The following is a 24,490-nucleotide window of genomic DNA, read 5'->3' on the forward strand; positions in this document are numbered from 1 at the left end:
GCCATGGCCGTCGAGAACGAAAAGTCCAGGCTCGACGATGCCGCGCGTGCCGGCTGGCTCTATTTCATTGCCGGCCACACCCAGGACGAGATCGCAAAGATGCTCCAGGTCTCGCGGGCCTCCGCGCAGCGGCTGGTCTCGCTGTGCCTGGCCGAGCGTCTCATCACCTTCCGTCTCGAACATCCCATCGCCGCCTGCATGGAACTGGCGGGACGCCTGAAGGCGCGCTTTGATCTCAGCCATTGCGAGGTGGTGCCGGCCGATCCTGCCGCGCCGCAGGCCACAGCGGGCATCGCCGAGCGCTGCGCCAATCTGCTGGATTCGACGTTGCGTTCGGAAACGCCGGTCATCGTCGCGCTCGGCACGGGCAGGGCGGTGCGCGCCGCCGTCGAGCGCGTCACGCCGATCGACCGGCCCAACCACCAGATCGTCTCGCTGGTCGGCAACATCTCCGCCGACGGTTCGGCGAGCTTCTATGACACTGTCGGCCGGCTCGCCGACCGCACCGGCGCACGGCACTATCCGATGCCGCTGCCGTTCCTGATGTCGTCGGAGGACGAGCGCAACAAGATGGTGCGGATCGAACCGATCGCCAAGGTCAAGGCGGTCGCGGCCAAGGCTGACTTGCGCCTCGTCGGCATCGGTCAGATGGACCAGAAGGCGCAAATCCACATCGACGGCTTCGTCACCCGCGACGAATTGTTCGAGATGATGCGGCAGGGGGCGATCGGCGAAATCACCGGCTGGGCCTATGATGCCAAGGGCCGCCTGCTCAAGGCCGGCACCAACAAGCGCCTCACCAGCATTCCGCCGGAAGTGCCGGCCAAGACCACCACGATCGGCGCCGCGGTCGGTGCGGCCAAGGTGCCGGCGATCGCGGCCGCACTGAACGGGCACCTGATCAACGGCCTGATCACGGACGAGGCGACGGCAAGGGCGATTTTGGAGCGGTAGGCCTTCCGCCTCTCGAGATGCCACAGCTTGTGGACCGAGTGCTTCCACATCGCCATGGCCGGGCTCGACCCGGCCATCCACGTCTTCCGTGCGGCACAAAGAACGTGGATGCCCGGGACAAGCCCGGGCATGACGACCTTTCTCGGCTATGCGCCTGCAATCAATCGGTCTTGGTCAGCAACATCCCGCACCGCAGCACTCATAAGTTGCGGGAACGCCCGCACGCCTGCTTGACAAGCGCCGCACCCCGTCCGAACATACGCCCAACGCGTGGGCATATGCTCAGAATCGCGATCCTAGGGAGGTCACCGTGAAACACGTCCTCGGCGCCGTCTGCGGCGCGTCTTGCCTGTTGCTGGCCGTCCCTGTGATGGCCGAAACGACCCTGACCATCGCCACCGTCAACAACGGCGACATGATCCGCATGCAGGGGCTGACCAGCGAATTCACCAAGAAAAATCCAGACATCACCGTCAAATGGGTGACGCTGGAGGAGAACGTGCTGCGCCAACGCGTCACCACGGACATCGCCACCAAGGGCGGCCAGTTCGACGTTTTGACCATCGGCACCTATGAGGTTCCGATCTGGGCCAAGAAGGGCTGGCTGGTGCCGCTCGCCAATCTCGGCGCCGATTACGACATCGCCGACCTGCTGCCGAAGATCAAGGACGCGGTCTCCGTCGACGGCAAGCTCTACGCCGCGCCGTTCTATGGCGAGAGCTCAATGGTGATGTATCGCACCGATCTGTTCGAGAAGGCCGGCCTGAAGATGCCGGAAAAGCCGACCTGGGATTTCGTCATCGATGCCGCCAAGAAGCTTACTGACAAGGGCGCCGGCACCTACGGCATCTGTCTTCGCGGCAAGGCCGGGTGGGGCGAGAACATGGCGTTCCTGTCGGCCATGGCCAATTCCTACGGCGCGCGCTGGTTCGACGAAAAGTGGGAGCCGCAATTCAACACGCCGGAATGGAAGACGACGCTCACGACCTACGTCAATCTCATGAAGGACGCCGGCCCTCCCGGCGCGAGCGCCAACGGCTTCAACGAAAACCTGGCGCTGTTCAACGCCGGAAAATGCGCGATGTGGATTGATGCGACGGTCGCTGCGTCCTTCGTCACCAACCCGAAGGAGTCCCAGGTCGCCGACAAGGTCGGTTTTGCGCTCGCGCCCAACACGGGGCTCGGCAAGAACGCCAACTGGCTGTGGGCCTGGAGCCTTGCAGTTCCCGCCGGCTCGAAGAAGTCGGACGCGGCCGAGAAGTTCATCGCCTGGGCGACCAGCAAGGACTACACCAAGCTCGTGGCGTCGAGGGAGGGTTGGGCCAACGTGCCGCCGGGCACGCGCACCTCGCTCTACCAGAACGAGGACTATCTGAAAGTCGCGCCGTTCGCGAAGCTGACGCTGGCCTCGATCGACGCGGCTGATCCGAACAAGCCGACGGTCAAGCCCGTCCCTTACGTCGGCGTGCAGTACGCCGCGATCCCCGAATTCCAGGGCATCGGCACGCAGGTCGGTCAGCAATTCTCCGCCGCGCTTGCGGGATCGATGACGGTCGATGCCGCGCTGGCCGCGGCGCAGTCCGCCACCGAGCGCGAGATGAAGCGCGCCGGCTACATCAAGTGAACCCGAGCTCTTCCTCCTGAGCTCAAACTTGCGGCCATCCACTCAGTCAGCCCCGGATGGATGGCCGCCTTCTTCCCGCCAGCGGAGAAGCGTGGATGGCAACCCGGCAGACGCAGTTTCTTGCGCGCGCGCTCCTGACGCCTGCGGTCGGGCTGCTCTTCATCTGGATGATCGTTCCGCTGGCGCTGACGATCTATTTCTCGACCCTGCATTACAGCCTGCTCGATCCCGGCTCCGAGGCGTTCGTCGGCCTGGAGAATTTCCGCTACTTTCTCACCGATCCCGCCTTCCTCGCCTCGCTCCAGAACACGCTGGTGCTGGTCGGCTCGGTGCTGGCGCTGACGATCCTGCTCGGCATCCCCCTGGCGCTGCTGATGGACCAGCCCGTGATCGGCCGCAACATCGTGCGGCTGATGGTGATCGCGCCGTTCTTCGTGATGCCGACGGTGAGCGCGCTGGTCTGGAAGAACCTGCTGATGCACCCGGTCTCCGGCCTGTTCGCCTGGCTCGCCAAGCTGGTCGGATTGACGCCGATCGACTGGTTCACCGACGCGCCGCTGCTCGCGGTGATCCTGATCGTCGCCTGGCAATGGCTGCCGTTCGCGACGCTCATTTTGCTGACCGCGCTGCAATCGCTCGACGAGGAGCAGAAGGAGGCCGCCGAGATGGACGGCGCCAGCGCCGTCTCGACCTTCATCTACATCACGCTGCCGCACCTGGCGCGGCCCATCACCGTGGTGATCCTGATCGAGACCATCTTCCTGCTCACGGTGTTCGCGGAGATCTTCGTCACCACCGGCGGCGGACCGGGCCTGCAAACCACCAACATCGCCTTCCTGATCTATTCCCAGGCGCTGATCCAGTTCGACGTCGGCAGCGCCTCGGCAGGCGGCCTCGTTGCGGTCGTGATCGCCAACGTCGTCGCTTTCTTCCTCGTCCGCATCGTCGGCCGCAATCTGGAGGCTTGAAACATGGCGCGGATGGCGACGACGCAGCGGGTGGTGGTCTCGACGATCGGGGCGTGGTTCTTCGGCTTCCTGATCTTCTTCCCGATCCTCTGGATGGTGCTGGCGAGCTTCAAGACCGAGCTCGAAGCCTTCGCCATTCCCCCGTCCTTCCTGTTCTTCCACTGGACCACGGAAAACTACGCGACTGTGCAGGAGCGCAGCGACTATTTCCACCACGCGATGAACTCGATCATCATCGCCGGCGGCTCGACGCTCATTGCGATGCTGATCGCAATCCCCGCGGCCTGGTCGATGGCATTCTCGCCGACCAAGCGCACCAAGGACATCCTGCTCTGGATGCTCTCGACCAAGATGATGCCGCCGGTCGGCGTGCTGGTGCCGATCTATTTGATTTTCAAGACCTTCGGCCTGCTCGATTCCCGCATTGGCCTCGTCTTCATCCTCTGCCTCGGCAATTTGCCGATCGTGATCTGGATGCTGTTCACCTATTTCAAGGAGATCCCGCGCGACATCCTGGAAGCCGCGCGCATGGACGGCGCCACCATCGGCCGCGAGCTCGTCTACGTCTTGACGCCAATGGCGATCCCGGGGCTGGCGTCGACCATGCTGCTCAATCTGATCCTGGCTTGGAACGAAGCGTTCTGGACGCTGAACCTTTCAACCTCGAACGCCGCACCACTCACGACGTTCATCGCCTCCTATTCGAGCCCGGAAGGGCTGTTCTGGGCAAAGCTGTCGGCGGCCTCGACGCTGGCGATCGCGCCCATTCTCGTCCTCGGTTGGTTCAGCCAGAAGCAGCTCGTGCGCGGGCTCACCTTCGGCGCGGTGAAGTAAAGGGGCCGGCGGATCATGGGTCAGATCACACTTCAGAACGTGCAGAAATCCTTCGGGCCCGTGCACATCATCAAGGGCGCCGACCTGGACATCGCCGACGGCTCCTTCGTGGTGTTCGTAGGTCCCTCGGGCTGCGGCAAGACCACGCTGCTGCGGCTGATCGCCGGGCTCGAAGACGTCTCAGGCGGCAAGATACTGATCGACGGCAAGAACGTCGTCGACACGCCGCCGGCCAAGCGCGGGCTGTCGATGGTGTTTCAATCCTATGCGCTCTATCCGCACATGAGCGTACGCGGCAACATCGGTTTCGGCCTGAAGATGGCGGGCCTCTCCAAGGACGAAACCAACCGGAAGGTCGAGGCTGCTGCCGCGACGCTCAATCTCACGCCCTATCTCGACCGCAAGCCGCGTGAGCTCTCCGGCGGCCAGCGCCAGCGCGTCGCGATCGGCCGCGCGATCGTCCGAGAGCCGAAGGCGTTCCTGTTCGACGAACCGCTGTCCAACCTGGATGCGGCCTTGCGCGTGCAGATGCGGATAGAGGTCACGCGGCTCCAGAAGCAGCTCGGCACCACCGCGATTTACGTCACCCACGACCAGGTCGAGGCCATGACCATGGCCGACAAGATCGTCGTGCTCAACGGCGGCAAGATCGAGCAGTATGGCTCGCCGCTGGAGCTCTATGAGCGGCCCGCCAATCTCTTCGTCGCCGGCTTCATCGGCTCGCCGAAGATGAACTTCGTCACTGGCGAGCACGCCTTGCAGAAGGGTGCGGCGACGATCGGCGTGCGGCCGGAGCATCTCAAGATCGAGCGCGACGGAGCCGGCGGTTGGCAGGGAACGATCGCGGTCGCCGAGCATTTGGGCAGCGACACCTTCCTCTATGTCGATGCCGGACCGCTCGGCATGCTGACGGCGCGCTACATCGGCGAATTGAGCCTGCATGCCGGCGACCGCGTGTCGCTGGTACCGGATCCCGCGCGCATCCACCGCTTCGACGAGAGCGGCAACGCGCTTCGGGGCTGACAAGAAACGGCAATAAACGGCAAGAGACGGAAAGACCACCATGTACCTCGAAAAATTCAAGCTGAGCGGCAAGACCGCGTTCATCACCGGCGGCGGGCAAGGCATTGGCCTCGCCTGCGCGGAAGCGCTGGCCGAAGCCGGCGCGAAGGTCATCATCGGCGACCGCGACAGCAAGGTCGCCGACAGCGCGAAGGCCAGCCTGAAGACGAAGGGTTTTGACATCGAGACGGCGATCATGGACGTCACCGATACGAAGCGCGTGGCGGAGGTCGCGGCTGACCTCGTCGCCCGCCACGGCAAGGTCGACATCCTCGTCAACAATGCCGGCATCGCCCGCAGCGAGACGCCGGCCGAGACCGTCACCGACGAGCACTGGCTCAACGTCATCGACGTCAATCTCAACGGCACCTTCTGGTGCTGCCGCGAATTCGGCAAGCACATGCTGAAGGCCAAGAGCGGCGCCATCGTCAATGTCGGCTCGATGTCGGGCTTCATCGTCAACAAGCCTCAGGAGCAGTGCTTCTACAACGCCTCCAAGGCCGGCGTGCACCATTTGACCAAGTCGCTGGCCGCCGAATGGGGCGCCCGCGGCATCCGCGTCAACGCGGTGGCGCCGACCTATATCGACACGCCGCTCAATGCTTTCGTGAAAAGCACCCCGAAAATGTATGACGCCTGGATCGGCGGAACCCCGATGGCGCGGATGGGGCAGGTCGAGGAGATCGCCTCCGTCGTGCTGTTCCTGGCCTCGGAGGCCGCGAGCCTGATGACCGGCAGCATCGTGCTGGTGGATGGCGGCTACACTTGCTGGTAGGCTTGCGTCAAAACTGACGAGAGCGACCGGGAGCGACAATGCCGCGAGCGTATATCGGCGTCGACGTGGGGACCACGAGCACGCGGGCAGGGGTGTTTGACGAGGCCGGCACCCTCCTTGCCACCGCCAAGCATCCGATCCGGATCTGGCACGCGGCCGGCGACATCGTCGAACAGTCGTCTTCGGACATCTGGGAGGCCTGCGCCAAGTCGGTGCGAGCGGCGATGGCGGAAGCTGCCATCGCGCCCGACAGCGTCGGCGGCATCGGTTTCGACGCCACCTGTTCGCTGGTCGTCCTCGATCGGCAAGGCGAGCCGGTCACCGTCAGCGCCTCCGGCGACCGCCAGCGCAATGTCATCGTCTGGATGGACCATCGCGCCACGGCCGAGGCACGACTGATCAACGAGACCGGGGACGCGGTGCTGCGTTATGTCGGCGGCTCGATCTCGCCCGAGATGGAGATGCCGAAGCTGCTGTGGCTGAAGCGGCACATGCGCGCAAGTTTCGATGCCGCCGGTCATTTCTTCGATCTGGCAGATTATCTGACTTGGCGTGCGACCGGCTCGCTGCAGCGCTCGACCTGCACGGTCACCTGTAAGTGGAACTACCTCGCACACGACGGCGGCGGCTGGAGCGCGCCGTTCTTCAAGCGCATCGGCCTCTCCGATTTCGTCAGCGAGCAGTACGTCCGCATCGGCACCGAGATCGTCGCGCCTGGCACGCGGCTCGGCGAAGGCCTCACCCAAGCTGCGGCTGCGGAACTCGGGCTGTCGCCGGGCACGCCGGTTGGCGCGTCGCTGATCGATGCGCACGCCGGCGGCATCGGCGCGATCGGCGGGCGCGACGGATCGGGCGGAACGAGCGATGTCAGCGACCGTCTCGCCTACATCATGGGAACGTCGGCCTGCATCATGGCGACGACGAAGGAGCCGTGCTTCGTGCCGGGCGTGTGGGGACCTTACTACTCCGGCATGGTGCCGGACTTCTGGCTCAACGAGGGCGGCCAGTCGGCTGCGGGCGCGGCGATCGACCATCTCCTCAAGTCGCATCCGGGCCATGCCGAGGCGAGCGCGACGGCACGCAACGAGGGTATCGACCTCATCGAGTACCTCGAGCGGCGCATCATCGCGCGCGCCGGTGACGCCAGCCGTGCCGCGCTGCTCGCCCGCGACGTCCATGTGCTTCCCGAATTCATCGGCAACCGCTCGCCCTACGCCGACCCCGACACCCGCGCGGTGATCGCGGGCCTCGATCTCGACAGCGACGTTGGTGCGATGGAGCGGCTGTTCGTCGCCGGCCTCTGCGGTCTGGCTTATGGCCTCGCCGAGGTGATCGAGGCCTTTGCCGCGCATGGCGTCCATTCCAGTATCATGATCATGGGCGGCGGCGCGAGCCGCAGCCCGCTGGTGCGGCAGATCATGGCTGATACCACCGGTCTCACCGTCGCGCTGCCGCAAACGAAAGAACCCGTGCTGCTGGGCGCCGCGATGCTCGGCGCGGTGGCCGGCGGTGCCTATGCCTCGATCGGCGAGACCATGGCGAAGATGTCGGCGCTGGGGCGGAAGAGCGAGCCGACCGCGTCCGGCATGGCCGCGTTTCATGCTCGCAAGCGCGAGGTCTACAAGCTGCTGCGCGAGGTCGATCGCGGCAGCCGTGAAGCGATGCGCGAGGGTGCCGGAGGTTGAAACGGATGTTGATTGCCTGCGGCGATGCGCTGATCGATTTCGTCCCGACGCGAAACACCGAGGGGCGCGAGGCGGTGATGCCTGCGGTCGGCGGCTCCTGCCTCAACGTCGCGATCGGCATGGCGCGGCTCGGCGCGCCGACCGGATTCGTCGGCGGCATCTCGGCCGACATGTTCGGGCGCATGATCGCCGACCACGCCACCGCGTCGAACGTCGAGCTGGGGCTGGCCAGCCGCAGCGATCACCAGACCACGCTCGCCTTCGTGCGCATCGTCGCGGGCGAGTCGCACTACGCCTTCTACGATGCCGAAACCGCGACACGGAACTGGACCTACCGGCGCGGCACAATTCCGTTCGCGACGGTCGAGGTCATCCATGTCGGATCGACCACGCTGGTCAACGACCAGGGTGCGGCCGAGACGAAAGCCCTGATCGCGGACGCGCGCGCGTCGTCAACGATCTCCTTCGATCCGAACTGCAGGCCCAATCTGGTCAGGGACAAGCCGGCCTACCTTGCGCGCATGGCCGAGTTCGCAGGCCACGCCGATCTCATCAAGATGTCGGATGTCGATTTCGCGTATCTCTTCGGCGAGGAGCCCTATGAGCAGCGCGCGAAGGTGCTGTTGGGGCAGGGCACGAGCCTCGTCGTCATCACCCGCGGCAACAACGGCGCCATCGCCTGGCACGCGGGAGCAGGGCAGATCGAGGTCGCCGCGCCCAAGGTCGAGGTCGCCGACACCATCGGCGCCGGCGACAGCTTTCAGGCGGCATTGCTCTTTGCCTTACACAAGCAGGGCCGCATCGGCCGGCAGCAACTGAAGGACATCAGCGTGGAAGATCTTCACCGTGCGCTGTCCTTTGCGGCAAATTGCGCCGGCCTGACCTGTACCCGCCCGGGTGCCGATCCGCCGTGGAGCCATGAAGTCACGTGGGGCGTCTAGCGCGGCTCCGCATCACAGCCGTGCCACGACCTTCTCGGCGCATTTGAGGAAGGTGCGGATCAGTGGGCTCTGCGAATCCCGCCGCCAGCACACGGCGATATCGATGGAGTCGGCGGCATCCCGCAGCGGCCTGAACACGATGCCCTGCGGCGCGCCGAGCTTCGCGCAGGCCGGCAGGATCGCAAGCCCCTCGCCGGCGAGAACGAGGCTCATCGCCGAATGCACCGTCTCCACCCGGCTCGCGATCGGCATCACGATCTGATGCCGCCGCAGCAGGGCGGCGACCGCGGAGGAGGCGGGGTCTTGCTCCGGCGGCGGCAGCGCGATCAGCGGGCGGCCCTGGAGTCGCGCCATCGGCACTGCGCTCAGGCGCGCAAGTGGCGAGCGCTTCGGCATCGCCAGCATGAACGGTTGTGCGCCAATCCGCGCCACCTGGATCTCGGGATGGTGGATCGCCGGCATGCACAGCGCGACGGTGACGCTGCGGTCGAGCAGCCGCGCCTCGCGCGTCGAGGCGCTGAGCTCGGCGAAGTCGAGGTCGACGCCGGGAATGGATCGCCGCAGCTCGGGGATCAGGCGCGGCAGCATGGCGTTCGCCAGCACGAACATGTATCCGACCGAAATCCGCCCGCGGCTGCCGGCTGCGACCGCGCGCGCGGCTTCGACCCCGTCGGCCGCAAGCGCCAGCGCCTCGCCGGCGCGCACCAGCAGGGCCTGGCCCGCTTCCGTCAGATCCATGCCGCGCGTGCCGCGGCGGAACAGCGGCGCGCCAACCTCGGCCTCCAACTTGCGGATCTGGACCGACAGCGGCGGCTGCGCCATCCGCAGCCGTTCGGCGGCCTTGCCGACGCTGCGCGCCTCGGCCACGGCGACGAAGTAGCGAAGCCGGTGAAGATCCATTGGCATACCGAAATCGTATGGGTTGACCACTAAAATGGTATTGGACGCTGAGTTAACAGAAGTGTCATTCTCGCTGTCAATGCCATCGGCCAACGAGGGCCGGCTTCGGAGCGATGATTTGACGATGAACGGCGATCCCTGCCTGCTGTCCGCAACCGAACTGCGCGGCCTCATTGCCACGAAGAAGATTTCGCCTGTCGAGGTCACCCGCGCCGTGCTCGCGCGTGCCGAGGCGCTTCAGCCCGAGCTGAACTGTTTCATCACGCTCTGCGGCAACGAGGCGATGGTGCAGGCGCGTGCGGCCGAGCGCAAGGTGATGGTGGGCGAGCCGCTTGGCCTGCTGCATGGGCTTCCCGTCACCGTCAAGGACATCGTCAACACTGGCGGCGTTAAGACCACGTTCGGCGCCGTTCCCTACAAGGACAATGTGCCGGCCGAGGATGCCGTTGCGGTGGCAAAGCTCCGTGCGGAAGGCGCGATCCTGATCGGCAAGACCACGACGCCTGAATTCGGCAGCAAATGCCTGACCGACTCGCCCTTGTTCGGCCGCACCCGCAATGCGTGGAGTGCGGAGCGGTCCTCCGGTGGCTCCAGTGGCGGCGCGGCCGTGGCGGTGGCGAGCGGCATCGCGCCGCTTGCGATTGCGACCGACGGCGGCGGATCGACGCGAATTCCCGCCGCTTGCAACGGCGTGGTGGGGCTTAAGCAGAGCAACGGCGTGATCGCGCACAGCCAGGCGCTCGATGCCTTCGGCAACCAGACCTATGTCACGCCGACCACGCGCACCGTCGCCGATACCGCGCTGATGATGCAGGCGATGGCCGGCGAGAATTCCTGCGATCCCTGGTCGATCGGCGTGCCCGTGCCCGATTTCATCGGCACCGCCGCGCCGCGCGGCGATCTGCGCGGGCAAAGGATCTTGTTCTGTGCGTCGCCGCCCGGTCGCCCGGTGTCGTCAGATGTCGCGGCTAGCTTCACGGCGAGCCTCGATCGGCTGGCCGGTCTCGGTGCCGAGCTCGAGGAGTTCTCCGGCGAGGGGTTTGACATCGAGCCGATCTGGCGCGCCATCAACCACACCGTCTGGCGCACGCGCTTTGCCAAGCTGGTGGCCGAACACGGCGATGTCCTCAGCGAGGCCTTCGTCAAGCAGGTCGCGCTTGCGACCAATGTCAGCGGCGTCGCCTATCAGGAGGCGATGTTCGCGCGCACCGCGCTGTTCCGCCGCGTGCAATCCCTGCTTGCGCGCGGGCATCTGTTGGCGATGCCGACCCTCACCCGCACCGCGCTGCCGATCGACCAGGACCTGTTCGGCACCATCGAGATCGACGGCAAGCACTTCGATAGCGTCCGGCCGCACTGGTTCCCGTGGACCATGCCGTTCAATATGACCGGCCACCCCGCGATCAGCCTGCCCTGCGGCTTCGGCCGCGACGGCCTGCCGATCGGGCTTCAGCTCGTCGGTCGCTTCCGTGCTGATGCCGAATTGCTGCGGGTGAGCGCGCTGTTCGAGGCCTCGCACGATCTTCTGTCCCGCCGGCCCGGCTGAGGTGAGGCACATGCCGCAAAGGACTTGCCTCCGGCGCCCGGACATGTTGATCGTGCGGCGGATGAGCCCTGAAGCCGAGCGCGCATGAACGTATTCTTTCTTCGACGTCTGTTGACCTTGCTGGCGACGCTGGTCGGCGCATCCGTGATCATTTTCCTGGTGCTGGATGCGCTGCCGGGCAATGCCGCGCAGATGCTGATGGGCGCCGATGCGTCGGCCGACGCGGTGCGCGCGCTCACCGTCAAGCTCGGGCTCGACCAGCCGCTGGCGGTTCGCTATTTGCAATGGATCAAGGGGCTGCTCGTCGGCGATCTCGGGAATAGCTATGTGTATGGCACGCCGGTCGCGAGCCTGATCGCGGAGCGGCTGGTGCTGACCATTCCGCTCGCGATCATGTCGATGCTGATCACGGTGACGCTGGCGCTCTCGGCCGGCATCTACACCGCGGCCAACCACAATAAGCTCGGCGACGTCGGCGTGATGTCGCTGACGCAGGTGGGCATCGCGCTGCCGAACTTCTGGTTCGCGATCCTGCTGGTCCTGCTGTTCTCGGTGCGGTTGCAATGGCTCTCGGCGGGCGGCTTTCCCGGCTGGGAGGATGGCATCTGGCTCGGCATCAAGTCGCTGCTGCTGCCGGCGATCTCGCTCGCGGTGGTGCAGGCCGCGATCCTCGCGCGCGTCACGCGCTCGGCGGTGCTCGAAGTGCTGCGCGAAGACTTCGTCCGCACCGCGCGCGCGAAGGGTCTCGGCAAGCGCGAGGTGCTGTGGAGCCACGTGCTGCGCAACGCCATGATCCCCGTGATGACGGTGATGGGGCTGCAATTCGCCAACCTGCTCGCCGGCACCATCGTGATCGAGAACGTGTTCTACCTGCCGGGCCTCGGCCGCCTCATCTTCCAGTCGATCGCCAACCGCGACCTGATCGTGGTGCGCAATTGCGTGATGTTGCTTGCGGCCATGGTCGTCATCGTGAATTTCGTGGTCGACGTGCTCTACGCCTTCATCGATCCCCGCATCAAGGTCCACGATTTGTGAGCGCGCCACTGTCCACTTCGGTCGACGCCCCGATCGCAACGCGTCCGCTGCCGGCCCGCACCTTCTGGGCCCGCGCGCTGCGTCACCGCAGCTTTGTGCTGGGCGGCGCGCTGAGCCTGCTGGTACTCGCCTCGGCGCTGCTGTCGCTGGTGTGGACGCCGTATTCGCCCTACGAGATCGACATCGCCTCGAAGCTCCGACCGCCGTCGGCGGCGCACTGGCTCGGCACCGATTCCTTCGGCCGCGACATCGTCTCGCTGCTGCTCGCCGGCGCGCGCTCGACCATTCTCGTCGGAATCATCGCCGTGAGCATCGGTCTCACCTTCGGGGTCTGCCTCGGCCTGATCGCGTCGGCCAAGCGCGGCTGGACCGAAGAGATCATCATGCGCTTCTCCGATTTCACCTTCGCCTTTCCGGCGGTGCTCTCCGCGATCATGCTCGCCGCCGTCGTCGGGCCGGGCATGGTGACCTCGATCATCGCGATCGGCATTTTCCAGATCCCGACGCTGACCCGGCTGACGCGCGGCTCGGCCAACGCGATCTGGGCGCGCGAATTCGTGCTGGCCGCGCGCGCCTCGGGGAAGGGCAAATTCCGCATCACCATCGAGCATGTGCTGCCGAACATCCTGTCGATCCTGATCGTGCAGGTCACCATCCAGTTCGCGCTCGCGATCCTTGCCGAAGCCGCGCTGTCCTATCTCGGCCTCGGCACGCAGCCGCCGCAGCCGTCCTGGGGCCGCATGCTGAACGATGCGCAGACGCTGCTGTTCCAGTCGCCGATGCTCGCGGTCTATCCGGGCGCGGCGATCGCCATCGCGGTGCTCGGGCTCAATCTGCTCGGCGACGGACTGCGCGATCTGCTCGATCCGCGACTGGCGCGGGAGCGGTGACGATGGGGGAGCACTCAAACTTGCCGCTGATCGAGGTCGCCAATCTCGGCGTTCGCCTCAACACCAGCCGCGGACCGGCACAGGCCGTGCGCGGCGTCAGCTTCACCCTCAAGCGCGGCGAGACACTGGGTCTCGTCGGCGAATCCGGCTGCGGCAAGTCGGTGACGGCGCTGTCGCTGATGGGATTGCTGCCGGACAGTGCTGTCGTGACCGGCAGCATCAGGCTTGATGGCAGCGAGCTTGCCGGTCTGTCGGATGCGGTTTATTGCAAGCTGCGCGGCAACCGCATCAGCATGATCTTCCAGGAGCCGATGACGGCGCTCAATCCGATGCACACGATCGGCCATCAGGTTGCCGAGCCGCTGCGGCGTCACAAGAAGTATTCGACGGCGCAGGCGCGCAAAGAAGCGATCGCCTTGCTCGACCGCGTCGGACTGCCCGACCCCGCAAGGCGGATCGACGCCTATCCGCATCAGTTCTCCGGCGGTCAGCGCCAGCGCGTCACCATCGCCATGGCGCTGGCCTGCGAGCCCGACCTCCTGATCGCGGACGAGCCGACCACGGCGCTCGACGTCACCATCCAGGGCCAGATCCTCGACCTCATCGCCGATCTCGTCGAGGAGCGCGGCATGTCGATGATCCTGATCTCGCACGATCTCGGCGTCATCGCCGAGAACGTGCAGCGCATGATGGTGATGTATGGCGGCACGGTCGTCGAGAGCGGGCCGACCGATGAGGTGTTCCGCCGCATGGGCCATCCCTATACGCAGGGCCTGTTCCGCGCCCGGCCGAAGCTCGGCGCGCGCAAGGGGACGCGGCTGACGACGATCTCGGGCACGGTGCCCGAACTTGCGGACTTGCCCGCCGGCTGCACGTTCGGCGACCGCTGTCCGCTGGTCGAGAACAAGTGCCGCGTGGCGCTGCCGCCGACGGTCGAAGTCGGTCCCGGTCACGGCGTGCGCTGTGTGCGCACCGATGTCTCCATGGCCGCGAATGTCGGAGCGCTGCCCGCATGACCGCAGCGCCGCTTCTCGACGTCAAAAATCTCGAGCAGCGCTACACGCTGCCGCGTGAAAGCCTGTTCCGCGCGCCGGGCCAGGTGCGCGCGCTCAACGGCGTCAGCGTGCGGGTCGATGCCGGCAAGAGCCTCGGCGTCGTCGGCGAGTCCGGTTCGGGCAAGTCGACCTTCGCGCGGGTGGTGATGGCGCTGGAGCGGCCGACGTCGGGGCAGGTCGCGCTGCTCGGCCGCGATCTCAACCGCATCTCGCCGGACGAGCTGCGCCGCGCGCGCCGCGATTTCCAGATGGTGTTCCAGGATCCTTACGGATCGCTCGATCCGCGCCAGACCATCGCGCGCATTGTCGCCGAGCCGCTCACCGTGCTGGAAGATGCCGACCGCACCACTTTTCGCGCTCGCGTCTCCGCGGTGCTCCGCCAGGTCGGCCTGCGCGATGCCGACATGGACAAATATCCGCACGAATTTTCCGGCGGCCAGCGCCAGCGCATCGCGATCGCGCGCGCGCTGATCACCCAGCCGAAGCTGATCGTCGCCGACGAGCCGGTCTCCGCGCTCGACGTCTCCGTGCAGGCGCAGGTGCTGAATTTGATGCAGGACCTCCAGGAGCAGTTCGGCCTGAGCTACATCCTGATCAGCCACGATCTCGCCGTGGTCGACTATCTCTGCGACGAGGTCGCGGTGATGTATCTCGGCCGGATCGTCGAGCAGGGCAGGCCGGAGGACCTGTTCGAGCGCTGTGCCCATCCCTATACGCGGGCGCTATTGGATGCCGTGCCGCGGGCACGCGCCGGCGGCGGCCGGCGGCGGCGCGGGGCCCAGGCGATCGCCTCGCAATCGGCGACTGCTGCCGGATGCCCCTATGTCGCGCGCTGTCCGCTGGCCGACCAGCATTGCCGCGAGGTTCCGCCCTTGCTACGCAAGGTCGGCGATGTCCATCTCGCCGCCTGCCACAAGGCGGAGGCCGTGATGGCATTGCCGCACGCGGCCATGGAGGGTTAGTGTCCCGCATGGAATTGGCGTAGGCTAAGACAAGAGAGGGCCGGGGAGTTACGCATGCTCAAGAAATTATCGATCGTCGCATTTGCCGCTGCGCTTGTCGCAGCACCGCTGCCGGTGCTGGCGCAGAGCAAGAAGGACAGCGTCGTCATGGCGATGGCGCTGGAGCCGCCAGGGCTCGATCCCACCATCGCCGCCGCGGCCGCGATCGCAGAAGTGACGCTCTACAACATCTATGAGACGCTGACCAAGATCAACGAGGACGGCTCCGTCTCGCCCTTGCTGGCGGAGAGCTGGACCGCCTCGCCCGACCTGAAGACCTACACGTTCAAGCTGCGCAAGGGCGTCAAATTCCAGAACGGCGAGCCGTTCGATTCCGCGGCGGTGAAGTTCTCATTCGAGCGCAACGCGATCGCCACCAGCACCAACAAGGACAAGAGCCTGTTCCAGGCTTTCGAGAAGGTCGACGCGCCCGACGCCGACACGGTCGTGATCACGGTGAAATATTCCGAGCCGAACCTGCCGTTCCTGCTCGGGCAGGCGAGCGGTTCGATCGTCGAGCCGAAGAGCGCGCCGACCAACGGCACGCAGCCGGTCGGGACCGGGCCCTATCAGCTCGGGGCCTGGGCCAAGGGGTCCTCGCTCACGCTGAACAAATGGGCCGACTATCGCAACGCCGCCGCGATCAAGCTGTCGAAGGTGACGATCCGCTTCATCTCCGATCCGGCGGCGCAGACCGCGGCGCTGCTCTCGGGCGACGTCGATGCGTTCCCGCGCGTCGCGGCAGCGCGCGCCATCGGACAGTTCAAGGCCGATCCGCGCTTCAACGTGATGGTCGGCGGCTCCCGCGCCAAGACCATCGTCGGCATCAACGAGCGCAAGAAGCCGCTCGACGACGTCCGCGTGCGCCGCGCCATCCTCGCCGCGATCGACCGCAAGGCGATGATCGACGGAGCGGCTGACGGTTTCGGCACGCCGATCGGCAGCTTCTACGTGCCCGGCGCGCTCGGCTTCGTCGATACCACCGGCATCAACCCCTACGATCCCGAGAAGGCGAAGAAGCTGCTGACGGAAGCCGGCGTCACCACGCCGCTCGAGCTGTCGCTGAAGCTGCCGCCGCCATCTTACGCACGGCAGGGCGGCGAGATCCTCGCGGCGCAGCTCGCCAAGGTCGGCATCGTCGCCAAGATCGAGAACGTCGAATGGGCGCAGTGGCTGTCGCAGGTGTTCGCCGGCAACGGCCCGCACAATTTCGACCTCACCATCGTCAGTCATGTCGAGCCGTTCGACCTCGTCAAGATCACCGAGCCGGACTACTACCTCGGCTACAACAACGAGGCCTTCAACGCGCTCTACAAGCAGATCGTGTCGACGCCTGACGAGGCCGGCCGCGTAAAGCTGCTCGGCGATGCCCAGCGCATGCTGGCCACCGACGCGGTCGCCGGCTTCCTGTACCAGCCGCAGCTCATCACCATCACCAACAAGAAGCTGAAGGGCGTCTGGAAGGACGTCCCGCAGTTCGAGAACGACTTCTCGACCTGGTCCTGGGAGTAGGGCCAGCCTCGCCAAGTTCGAGCCTGTCGCTTCAAAGTTGACCTCTCCCCATCGGGGAGAGGTCAATCTATTTGGGCAACCCAAAACAAAAACCTAGAAAACAACCCCATGCACAGTAGCCGGGGTTAGATATTTCAATGACTTGCGTCATTGGCTTGCACGGTCCGCTCGATGGCTTGCATGAGCCATGCGATGCGGTTGACCCGTCGGGCAAAACACCGGCAATATATGATCATCGCGGCGTCATGGTTCGGGACGCGCCGTCAGGCGAGGCACGCCATGAAGAAGCCATCCCGCCGCGATGCCGGCATCGCCGCGGCTGTCGTCAGCGCTGAAGCACCGATCATCTTGAAGCTCGACAATGCGCCGATGAGCGATATCGCTCATGCCCTGGCCAGCGGGCAGGTCACTGCCACGGCGCTGACCAAATCCTATCTCGCGCGCATCGAGGCGTACGATCGCGGTGGACCCGCGCTCAACTCCGTGCGCGCGATCAATCCCGACGCGCTCGGGATCGCGGGCAAGCTCGACGACACCAAACCGTCGGCCAAGCGGCCGCTGGCAGGCATCCCGATCCTGGTGAAGGACAACATCGCGACCGGCGACGAGCAGCCGACGACCGCGGGCTCGCTGGCGCTGGAGAGCGCGCGCGCCAGGAGAGACGCGACCGTCGTCAAGCTGCTGCGCAAGGCCGGCGCGGTGATCCTGGGCAAGGCGAACCTGACGGAGTTCGCCAACATTGTCGCGGCCGACATGCCCTCGGGCTATTCGTCGCTCGGCGGTCAGGTGAAGAACCCTTACGCGCCGGCGCTGATGGGCGATCACGGCATTCCGGTCGTGCCGCCGGGCGGATCGAGCGCGGGCTCGGCCGTCGCCGTAGCGGCCGGCCTGTGCGCAGCCTCGATCGGCACCGAGACGTCGGGCTCGCTGCTGTATCCCGCCAGCCAAAACGGCCTCGTCACGGTGAAGCCAACCGTCGGGCTGGTGAGTCGGGCCGGGATCGTGCCGATCGCGCACAGCCAGGACACTGCAGGACCGATGACGCGCACGGTGCGCGACGCGGCGATGCTGTTGAACGTGCTGGCGGCCAAGGACCCGCTCGACCCGGCGACGGAGCGGCAGCGGCGGCCGGCCGATTACACTGCGGATCTCACCAACGATGCGATGAGGGGCGCACGCATCGGCGTGCCGAGCGAGCCCGGCGATCCGCTCAACGATCGCTATTACGGCAAGCTGCCGCCCAGGTCGGCTAAGGTGATGGCTGATGCCATCAAGGTGCTGGAGGATCTCGGCGCGATCATCGTGCGCGCCAACATGCCGACACTCGGCTGGATCGGCGGGCCGGGTACGAGCATGAATGTGCTCAACCGCAATCCCCTGAGTCGCAACAAGGGCAATCTGGCGACGCCGCCGATCGTCTTCCTCTATGAGCTGAAGCGCGATCTCAATTTTTACCTGAAGGATTGGGCGACGAACACAGAAATGAAGACCATGGCCGACATCGTGGCCTTCAACGAGGCTCATGCGGAGACGGCGCTGCGGTTCGGCCAGGACCTGTTCCTCGCCGCCAACATGACCAGGGGCGATCTGAGCGAGCGCGAGTACAAATCGGCACGGGCCATGGACCTGCTCTCCGCCAAGACGCGCGGCATGGACGCCTACATGAACCAGCACAAGCTCGACGCGGTGATGTTTCCCGGCGCCGCGGGCTGCGTGATATCAGCGAAGGCGGGCTATCCCAGCGTCATGGTGCCGGGCGGTTTCATCTCGGGGGCCGACGACAAGGACACGCCCGACTATCCGCTCGGCGTCGCCTTCGCGGGCCGTGCCTGGAGCGAGCACAAGCTGCTGCGCCTGGCATACGCCTATGAGCAGGCCTCCAACGCGCGCAAGCCGCCGCCCGGCTTGCCCGCGCTCTAGATTTCATTGGGCCGAGAGGATCAGGATTGCTGGCCTGCAGTGTTGGCTAATTCAAGCGACGTCGGTTGAGGACGGCTTTTGCCCGTAGCGGAAGTCCCTGCTCGCGCGTTAGGCCACGTTTCTGGCCAGTTCCGAAAGTTCAGAGTGACAAATTGCGCGACACGCCCAAGGCCTCGACGAGAAAATCGATGAACAGGCGGGCTCGCAGGGGGAGCTGCCGCCGCGAATGCGTGCAGGACGCAGACCGGCGTGGTGAACATCGGTATGTCCGGCAGCACGACATTCAATCGTCCGGCGGGTGGCGTTGCTCGATGCTGATTTCGGCTTGGACCCATACCGGACATCATCCCTCCGGTACCTCGGCCAAACGCATACCCTCATAGACGCGTTCGCGTCCGGCGAGGTGGGTGGGATTATCACTCGCTGCGCCGAGGCGGAACCGGCGGATGGTAAAGCTTGGATCAAGCGCAAGTCCTGCCTTGGCAGCGGCCCGCGCCTCATCCAGCGAGCCGAGCAGTGCCAGGACGGCGGCGAGCCCAAAATGCGTGATGGGATAATTTCGGTTGGCCTCGAGGCTTCGACGGAACCAAGCTACCGCTTCGGCGTCGGCATTGAGCTGCACTTTGGCGAAGCCGACCATCTGCAGCCACCGGAAGACAGAGATGTCGCGGGGAGAGAGGCGGAGTGCTTCGTTGACATGGGCCTCAGTCTCAGCGCCGCGACCGAGAGAATTCATGGCGAAACCGATGGCCGCGTGCGCGTTAGCCAGATTGCGATCCAACACCAACGCTCGCTCGCATTCGGCGATGCCTTGAGTCGCGCGGTTCGTAAAAATCTGGACTATCCCTAACATCATGTGGGCCAAGGCGTGGTTCGGCGCGAGAGACAGCGCCTTTGTCAACGTCGTCTCGGCTGCCGCGAGATGCGCGGCCCGGTCGTCGGCCAGGAAGATCGCTCCGATGGACGCATCCACCAACCCCACACCGACCATCGCTCCGATATTTCCAGGATCGAGCGCCAAGGCTCGTTCAAAAAAGCCGCGGGCTTGTGCCATCGATTCGGGCGTGATTCCCTTGTTCCACAAGGCCACGCCTCGGAAATAGAAGTCCATCGCATCGGGATGCAGCGAACGTTCCGCTCGGCGCGCCTCAACCGCGATAAGCTGGGCGTCCAGCGTATTGGCGAGCCTTGCTACGATTTCGTCCTGCGTATCGAAAAGGTCGGTGACGGGTTTGTCGAAGCGTTCGGCCCATAGATGCGCCCCGGTTTCAGCGTCAATCAGCTGCACATTTACTCGAAGCCGATTGCCGCCACGCTGCACGGAGCCCTCGAGCAAGTAGCGAACATTCAACTCGCGACCGATCTGTTTGAGATCAATCACTTTGTTCTTATAGGTAAAGGCGGTGTGTCGACCGATTACGAATGCGCCACTGATGCGCGACAGGTCCGTCGTGAGGTTCTCAGTCACGCCATCGACAAAATAGTCCTGCTCGGTATCGCCCCCGAGGTTCATGAAAGGCAGGACGACGATCGAAAGTCGTGGCGCTGGAAGCACGGTCGGTCTCGCGCGGTCGGCTTGCACCGGCGGGTTAGGTCCTTCTTGGAGCACCGCGTAGGCTCGCACTGGGCGCTCGATGTTTTTGAGGTTCTGCTCGCCAAGATCGGCAAACTCAACCTCGACCTTGTCTCGAATTTGATCGTAGGCGGCGGACGAGATGCAGATACCGCCGGGCTCAGCGATGCTCTCAAGCCGCGCAGCGATGTTAACGACGTCCCCGAAGATGTCATGAGGCTCAACGATTACGTCACCGATGTTGACACCCACACGGAAAGCAATACGCCTGTCTTCCGTGTCATCGATTGTAAGTTCCCCGATGCGGGTCTGAAACTGCACCGCAGTTCGGACGGCTTCGACAGCGCTCGGAAACTCCGCCAAGAAGCCATCGCCGATGTTCTTCACGATGCGGCCGCCGTGTTCGGCGATTGCCGGTGCGACAGCGTCCGCGAGGAGCGCCGTCACCTTGGCGTAGGTAGCCTCTTCATTCTCGTGCATCAGCCGCGAATAGCCAGCCACGTCAGCAGCCACTATCGCCGCCAACCTGCGCTCAACCCGGACTGGCGCCAACATCGCTTTGACTGAATGCCCGCCCAAGCTGATGACCGTTCCTGGGTCCTTCTGAGACATGCCGACCAAATCTCTGCGTTCGAGGGCGAACCGGAAAACACGTGCTTGCACCGAGGTCTTCTCAATTTGAACCAACTCGAGCATGCGCTTCCGACGCTACGCTTGGGCTGCACCCAAATCGAAGGCGGAACATTCGAGAGAAATGCGCGTAGTCGCGGAACCCGCAGGAGTAGGCGATCTCGCTAAGCATCTGGTGCGATTTGGTTGGCTGTCGTCTAATCAGAAGATGTGCCGCGTGATCCAAACGAAGCGACTGAATGAACCGGCTGCACGTTAGTCCGCGCGCCGTGAACAGCTTCTGGAGATAGCGCAATGAAATTCCCGCTTCGCTGGCCACATCGCGAAGGGAAAGGTCAGGATCTGAGAAATGGTTCCTGGCGATGCTGCAGACGCGCGTGAACAGCCTGTCAGTGTGAGAGGAATTAGGCAGCAAATCGGACCCGGCGAATAAGGCACCAAGCAGATCGTAGATTGCCAACTGGATGTAGGGCTCGGCCGCAGTGAATGAACTATCGTCTTCGCCAGGGGCGTCCGAAACGAGACGGAATAGGAGGCGACACGCGGGTGTTGCACCGTGCCAACATATCCCGCCGCCTGGTTCCAAACCCAAATGGGAAATCAGCCGCCGTCGTGGGATAGAAAGAGAAAGCCATCGGCAGGATGTGCTCCCAGAGATCAAACTCACTGGTCGGGCCACGTCGACAAGTCCAATGTCACCCACAGCAAGCTCCGCCACATGATCGTTCTGAATCAGTGTCGACCGACCGGATATCTGAAACACGACGTTGTAATAATCGCTGCTATTGAGGCGAGGGTCGCGGCGCATCCGTTCGAACCGGTTGATGTTGGGGCTGGCAAATGCAGTTTCGAGCGCAATCATTCCCCACATGCATGAGCCACGGACCGAACCCTCAAAAAGTTTGGATGCGACGCCCTGAGAACTGAAAACACCGATTGAGCGGATGCCGGTTAGCCATGTATCGTAATCCGATGTTGGCCCGATGAGAAATTCACTGCGGCTGGACATCTCGCTTTCCCTTTCGCAGCCAAGGAATGAGGCGACCTGTTTACCGCAAGTGCGCACAAGTCTGAATGCTGCAACAGCAGCACACAAAAATGTGTTCCCAGCCGTTTTAGGAAATGACGCGCTCCTGTTCGTTGAAAGAGTGCGCGTCACCGCATCGGAAAGGGCGCGCCAGCCACTTCACGCTCATTCCTCATTGTTCTAGATATCAACCGCTCGAGAGAGTGATTGGACCAGCACAGCAATCCTTGTGCCGATCTGACGGCGCTCTGGTGGCGATGGTGTCAAACTGCTGCGGTCAACAAGTCGAGCGTCATCTACAAGTGTCGCGTGCAGGTGTCGCGCCCGCAGCATCATGCAGGAGGTCTCTGACGATGTCTGACAATCCCAATCCGAATGATCGTCGCTCGACGAACGCAATCAATGCCCAAGAAGTGTTTTCCCCGCAGAAACATTTGCGTCCGATGAACGAGTATCTCACGGAGGTTTCCGATAATGCGGGAGACTACTGTCTCATCCGATGTACCCTGCCCGCGGGCACGGTGGTGCCGATGCATAGTCACGCCGATCGAGAGACGTTTTACGTGGTGTCCGGGAGCATAAATGCCCTTCACGGAGACCGCTGGGAGGAGCTTGGACCAGGCGATGTCTTCGATGTGCGAGACGGTGCCAAGCACGCTTGGAGAAACTCGTCGCAACTGGCTGCTTCGATCATATGCGTGACAACAACAAAGATGGCCCGGTTTCTGCAGGAGATATCGAGTTCAGCTGCCGGCTCTTTGCCGGAGGAGCAAGCGCGACGCTTCCTCAAGCTCGTGCAGGCAAACGGGTATTGGCTCGCGAGCCCGGAAGAGAACTCAGCGGTCGGATTGACCGTCAATTGGAGCGGGGGCGGTGACTGACTGCGGTTCCTTTCTCGTGCTGGATGCCATGAATTATTGCACTGAAGGGAGCGGCAACCGAAACGAGCGGCTAAGCACTATCGCAAGCGCGCGTCGGCGCACTTCCGGTCCTGGCCCTTAGCGGAGAAATCCGCGTTCTGAACCGATGGACTGCTCTTGCCCCCACCCGATGCGCCCTTAAGCGGCCATCCTCATTCTTACAGCTGTAACCATCTCCCCCTGAGGAGACATCGTTCGGTAGCGCGCGCCGCTCCATTCTTGGCGTGGCCGCGCGGATACAAGCGCGGCCAAGCATCTGTCCGGAAACCTGCATTGGGTTGCCCAGGATGGATTGCTCCAGCGAATGCGCCACCGCGACGAAAGGGTTCTCCGATGTCCTATAATTTTCTGCTGGCGTCGTGGGGGACCCTCGGGAATTTGAGCCCGCTATTGACTGCGGCGCGGAGGTTGCACCGGAATGGACATCATATCCGGGTGATGGCGGATCCGGCGATGCGCGCTGAAGTCGAGGCCTCCGGCTTTGCATTTGTAACATGGCGCCGCGCCCCAACCGGAAAGGCTGCGGATCCGGTGGATGTCTCGGATGTGAAAGACTTTCTACGCCAGGCCGTCTTTGATCCTGCCGCGCTCTATGCGGCCGATGTCCGGGATGAGATCGGCCGCATGCCGACGGATGCCGTTCTCGTGCTTGACGTGCTGTTTGGTGCTGCGCTCGGGGCGGAGGCGTCGGGCGTGCCTTTCGCTCTTCTGTCCCCTCATGTCAGCATTCGGCCCCTGCCGGGAATGCCGCCGGCGACCAGTGGATTGGGCCAACCGAAAACGCCGGAAGAGCGCGCCGAGGTCGACGCCGCCAATGCCAGGCTTTCCGAAACACTCAATGTGTTTCTACCTAGTCTCAACCGCGCTCGTGCCGATCTGGATCTTCCGCTTCTGGTAGATGTCTTCGATCTGTTCGATCGGGCCAACCGGCTTTTGCTCGCGACCAGTCGAGCGTTCGACTTTCAAGCTGACTCGCTGCCCGACAATTTCCGCTACGTCGGACCGCTGCTGGATGTACCGAACTGGTCAAAATCTCGGCAGACGGAGGCGTGGCGCGCGCCATGGTCGGCTCAGTCGGGTCGTCCTCGCGGGCTGATCGCATGCAGCACGGGCGCCCAAGGTCAGCGCGAAATGTTTCAGCGCATTATCGGCGCGATGGAAACAGTCGAGATCGATGCTCTTGCAACAGCCGGTCCCAATGTCGACGTCGCCGATCTCAAGGCTCCGAACAATGTGCATTTGGTCCGCGGCGCTCCCCATGACCTCGTCATGAAGGATGTTTCCGTGGTGATCTCGCAAGGCGGCCACGGAACGACCACGCGTTCACTCATCAACGGACTGCCGCAACTCATCCTGCCAATGGGGCGGGACCAGGCTGCCAACGCTGCGCGCGTCGAGGCGAAGGGGGCAGGGCTTCAGTTGCCTCCAACCGCCTCCGAAGCGGAAATTGCCGCGGCGGTGAACCGATTGATTGCAGAGCCGCAATTCAGGAAGGCGGCCCGTCTGCTCGGCGAGGCCATGAAAGTCGATATCGATCGGTCCGGCCTCGTCGACGAGATGGAGGCGATCGCCGCCACTGGCCGCGCGGCGAGACCGCAACCGAAGAAACAACCGCTTCGAAAGTCTGCCTGATGGTTC

20 protein-coding genes are annotated in these 24,490 nt (G+C 64.3%); 17 read left to right on the top strand and 3 right to left on the bottom strand.

The genetic code is table 11. The features are described from left to right. Positions 1-3: 3 nt before the first annotated feature. The 8 genes from ACKWRH_RS14760 to ACKWRH_RS14795 all read left to right on the top strand — a co-directional run bounded on the left by ACKWRH_RS14760 (position 4) and on the right by ACKWRH_RS14795 (position 8,843). Complete coding sequence (locus ACKWRH_RS14760; protein ID WP_445221134.1) at positions 4-954, top strand: sugar-binding transcriptional regulator; 951 nt, start codon at positions 4-6, stop codon at positions 952-954. Positions 955-1,324: 370 nt separating this feature from the next. Continuing rightward, positions 1,325-2,578, top strand: a complete 1,254-nt coding sequence (locus ACKWRH_RS14765; RefSeq protein WP_445222404.1) for an ABC transporter substrate-binding protein — start codon at positions 1,325-1,327, stop codon at positions 2,576-2,578. A gap of 95 nt (positions 2,579-2,673) precedes the next feature. After that, positions 2,674-3,546, top strand: a complete 873-nt coding sequence (locus ACKWRH_RS14770) for a carbohydrate ABC transporter permease (RefSeq protein WP_445221135.1) — start codon at positions 2,674-2,676, stop codon at positions 3,544-3,546. 3 nt (positions 3,547-3,549) lie between these two features. After that, the gene (locus ACKWRH_RS14775; protein WP_282518647.1) at positions 3,550-4,380 is read left to right on the top strand and encodes a carbohydrate ABC transporter permease; all 831 of its coding nucleotides are present in this window, start codon (positions 3,550-3,552) and stop codon (positions 4,378-4,380) included. Positions 4,381-4,395: 15 nt separating this feature from the next. Beyond that, positions 4,396-5,403, top strand: coding sequence for an ABC transporter ATP-binding protein (locus tag ACKWRH_RS14780; RefSeq protein ID WP_445221136.1), 1,008 nt, complete (start codon positions 4,396-4,398; stop codon positions 5,401-5,403). Positions 5,404-5,443: 40 nt separating this feature from the next. Beyond that, a complete protein-coding gene (locus ACKWRH_RS14785; protein WP_028155637.1) occupies positions 5,444-6,217 on the top strand; it encodes an SDR family NAD(P)-dependent oxidoreductase in 774 nt (257 codons plus the stop codon). Between the two features lie 38 nt (positions 6,218-6,255). Continuing rightward, the gene (locus ACKWRH_RS14790) at positions 6,256-7,902 is read left to right on the top strand and encodes an FGGY-family carbohydrate kinase (protein WP_445221137.1); all 1,647 of its coding nucleotides are present in this window, start codon (positions 6,256-6,258) and stop codon (positions 7,900-7,902) included. Between the two features lie 5 nt (positions 7,903-7,907). Beyond that, positions 7,908-8,843 carry a carbohydrate kinase family protein gene (locus ACKWRH_RS14795; RefSeq protein WP_445221138.1) on the top strand — a complete coding sequence of 312 codons (936 nt, stop codon included), beginning with the start codon at positions 7,908-7,910 and terminating at the stop codon, positions 8,841-8,843. Positions 8,844-8,855: 12 nt separating this feature from the next. Here ACKWRH_RS14795 and ACKWRH_RS14800 read toward each other — a convergent pair whose 3' ends face one another. Continuing rightward, positions 8,856-9,743, bottom strand: coding sequence for a LysR family transcriptional regulator (locus tag ACKWRH_RS14800; RefSeq protein ID WP_063984460.1), 888 nt, complete (start codon positions 9,741-9,743; stop codon positions 8,856-8,858). A gap of 124 nt (positions 9,744-9,867) precedes the next feature. Between ACKWRH_RS14800 and ACKWRH_RS14805 the strand changes: the two genes are divergently transcribed. The 7 genes from ACKWRH_RS14805 to ACKWRH_RS14835 all read left to right on the top strand — a co-directional run bounded on the left by ACKWRH_RS14805 (position 9,868) and on the right by ACKWRH_RS14835 (position 18,702). Beyond that, positions 9,868-11,289 carry an amidase gene (locus ACKWRH_RS14805; protein WP_445221139.1) on the top strand — a complete coding sequence of 474 codons (1,422 nt, stop codon included), beginning with the start codon at positions 9,868-9,870 and terminating at the stop codon, positions 11,287-11,289. Positions 11,290-11,373: 84 nt separating this feature from the next. Further along, the gene (locus tag ACKWRH_RS14810; RefSeq protein WP_445221140.1) at positions 11,374-12,324 is read left to right on the top strand and encodes an ABC transporter permease; all 951 of its coding nucleotides are present in this window, start codon (positions 11,374-11,376) and stop codon (positions 12,322-12,324) included. Further along, positions 12,321-13,214 (top strand): ABC transporter permease, encoded by an 894-nt coding sequence (locus tag ACKWRH_RS14815; protein WP_445221141.1) that lies wholly within the window; start codon positions 12,321-12,323, stop codon positions 13,212-13,214. The genes ACKWRH_RS14810 and ACKWRH_RS14815 overlap by 4 nt, the downstream gene beginning before the upstream one ends. A gap of 2 nt (positions 13,215-13,216) precedes the next feature. Then, positions 13,217-14,230 (top strand): ABC transporter ATP-binding protein, encoded by a 1,014-nt coding sequence (locus ACKWRH_RS14820; protein WP_445221142.1) that lies wholly within the window; start codon positions 13,217-13,219, stop codon positions 14,228-14,230. Then, the gene (locus ACKWRH_RS14825) at positions 14,227-15,231 is read left to right on the top strand and encodes an ABC transporter ATP-binding protein (RefSeq protein WP_445221143.1); all 1,005 of its coding nucleotides are present in this window, start codon (positions 14,227-14,229) and stop codon (positions 15,229-15,231) included. The genes ACKWRH_RS14820 and ACKWRH_RS14825 overlap by 4 nt, the downstream gene beginning before the upstream one ends. 54 nt (positions 15,232-15,285) lie before the next feature. Beyond that, on the top strand, positions 15,286-16,782 hold the full coding sequence (locus tag ACKWRH_RS14830) for an ABC transporter substrate-binding protein (RefSeq protein ID WP_445221144.1): 1,497 nt from the start codon (positions 15,286-15,288) through the stop codon (positions 16,780-16,782). Positions 16,783-17,061: 279 nt separating this feature from the next. Beyond that, positions 17,062-18,702, top strand: coding sequence for an amidase family protein (locus tag ACKWRH_RS14835; RefSeq protein ID WP_445221145.1), 1,641 nt, complete (start codon positions 17,062-17,064; stop codon positions 18,700-18,702). Positions 18,703-19,045: 343 nt separating this feature from the next. Here ACKWRH_RS14835 and ACKWRH_RS14840 read toward each other — a convergent pair whose 3' ends face one another. Then, a complete protein-coding gene (locus ACKWRH_RS14840; protein ID WP_445222405.1) occupies positions 19,046-20,830 on the bottom strand; it encodes an adenylate/guanylate cyclase domain-containing protein in 1,785 nt (594 codons plus the stop codon). Between the two features lie 118 nt (positions 20,831-20,948). Next, entirely contained in the window at positions 20,949-21,914 is a 966-nt protein-coding gene (locus tag ACKWRH_RS14845; protein WP_445221146.1) for a helix-turn-helix domain-containing protein, read from the bottom strand. Between the two features lie 371 nt (positions 21,915-22,285). Between ACKWRH_RS14845 and ACKWRH_RS14850 the strand changes: the two genes are divergently transcribed. After that, positions 22,286-22,813, top strand: a complete 528-nt coding sequence (locus ACKWRH_RS14850; RefSeq protein ID WP_445221147.1) for a cupin domain-containing protein — start codon at positions 22,286-22,288, stop codon at positions 22,811-22,813. Positions 22,814-23,185: 372 nt separating this feature from the next. Further along, positions 23,186-24,484, top strand: coding sequence for a glycosyltransferase (locus ACKWRH_RS14855; RefSeq protein WP_445221148.1), 1,299 nt, complete (start codon positions 23,186-23,188; stop codon positions 24,482-24,484). The last annotated feature ends 6 nt before the right edge of the window (positions 24,485-24,490 follow it).

The organism is Bradyrhizobium sp. Pa8 (genome assembly GCF_052588265.1).

Coding starts and splice junctions, on each gene's coding strand:
- ACKWRH_RS14760 (WP_445221134.1), top strand. CDS start 4: ATGGCCGTCGAGAACGAAAAGTCCAGGCTCGACGATGCCGCGCGTGCC.
- ACKWRH_RS14765 (WP_445222404.1), top strand. CDS start 1,325: ATGGCCGAAACGACCCTGACCATCGCCACCGTCAACAACGGCGACATG.
- ACKWRH_RS14770 (WP_445221135.1), top strand. CDS start 2,674: ATGGCAACCCGGCAGACGCAGTTTCTTGCGCGCGCGCTCCTGACGCCT.
- ACKWRH_RS14775 (WP_282518647.1), top strand. CDS start 3,550: ATGGCGCGGATGGCGACGACGCAGCGGGTGGTGGTCTCGACGATCGGG.
- ACKWRH_RS14780 (WP_445221136.1), top strand. CDS start 4,396: ATGGGTCAGATCACACTTCAGAACGTGCAGAAATCCTTCGGGCCCGTG.
- ACKWRH_RS14785 (WP_028155637.1), top strand. CDS start 5,444: ATGTACCTCGAAAAATTCAAGCTGAGCGGCAAGACCGCGTTCATCACC.
- ACKWRH_RS14790 (WP_445221137.1), top strand. CDS start 6,256: ATGCCGCGAGCGTATATCGGCGTCGACGTGGGGACCACGAGCACGCGG.
- ACKWRH_RS14795 (WP_445221138.1), top strand. CDS start 7,908: ATGTTGATTGCCTGCGGCGATGCGCTGATCGATTTCGTCCCGACGCGA.
- ACKWRH_RS14800 (WP_063984460.1), bottom strand. CDS start 9,743: ATGGATCTTCACCGGCTTCGCTACTTCGTCGCCGTGGCCGAGGCGCGC.
- ACKWRH_RS14805 (WP_445221139.1), top strand. CDS start 9,868: ATGAACGGCGATCCCTGCCTGCTGTCCGCAACCGAACTGCGCGGCCTC.
- ACKWRH_RS14810 (WP_445221140.1), top strand. CDS start 11,374: ATGAACGTATTCTTTCTTCGACGTCTGTTGACCTTGCTGGCGACGCTG.
- ACKWRH_RS14820 (WP_445221142.1), top strand. CDS start 13,217: ATGGGGGAGCACTCAAACTTGCCGCTGATCGAGGTCGCCAATCTCGGC.
- ACKWRH_RS14825 (WP_445221143.1), top strand. CDS start 14,227: ATGACCGCAGCGCCGCTTCTCGACGTCAAAAATCTCGAGCAGCGCTAC.
- ACKWRH_RS14830 (WP_445221144.1), top strand. CDS start 15,286: ATGCTCAAGAAATTATCGATCGTCGCATTTGCCGCTGCGCTTGTCGCA.
- ACKWRH_RS14835 (WP_445221145.1), top strand. CDS start 17,062: ATGAAGAAGCCATCCCGCCGCGATGCCGGCATCGCCGCGGCTGTCGTC.
- ACKWRH_RS14840 (WP_445222405.1), bottom strand. CDS start 20,830: ATGTTGGCGCCAGTCCGGGTTGAGCGCAGGTTGGCGGCGATAGTGGCT.
- ACKWRH_RS14845 (WP_445221146.1), bottom strand. CDS start 21,914: ATGTCCAGCCGCAGTGAATTTCTCATCGGGCCAACATCGGATTACGAT.
- ACKWRH_RS14850 (WP_445221147.1), top strand. CDS start 22,286: ATGTCTGACAATCCCAATCCGAATGATCGTCGCTCGACGAACGCAATC.
- ACKWRH_RS14855 (WP_445221148.1), top strand. CDS start 23,186: ATGTCCTATAATTTTCTGCTGGCGTCGTGGGGGACCCTCGGGAATTTG.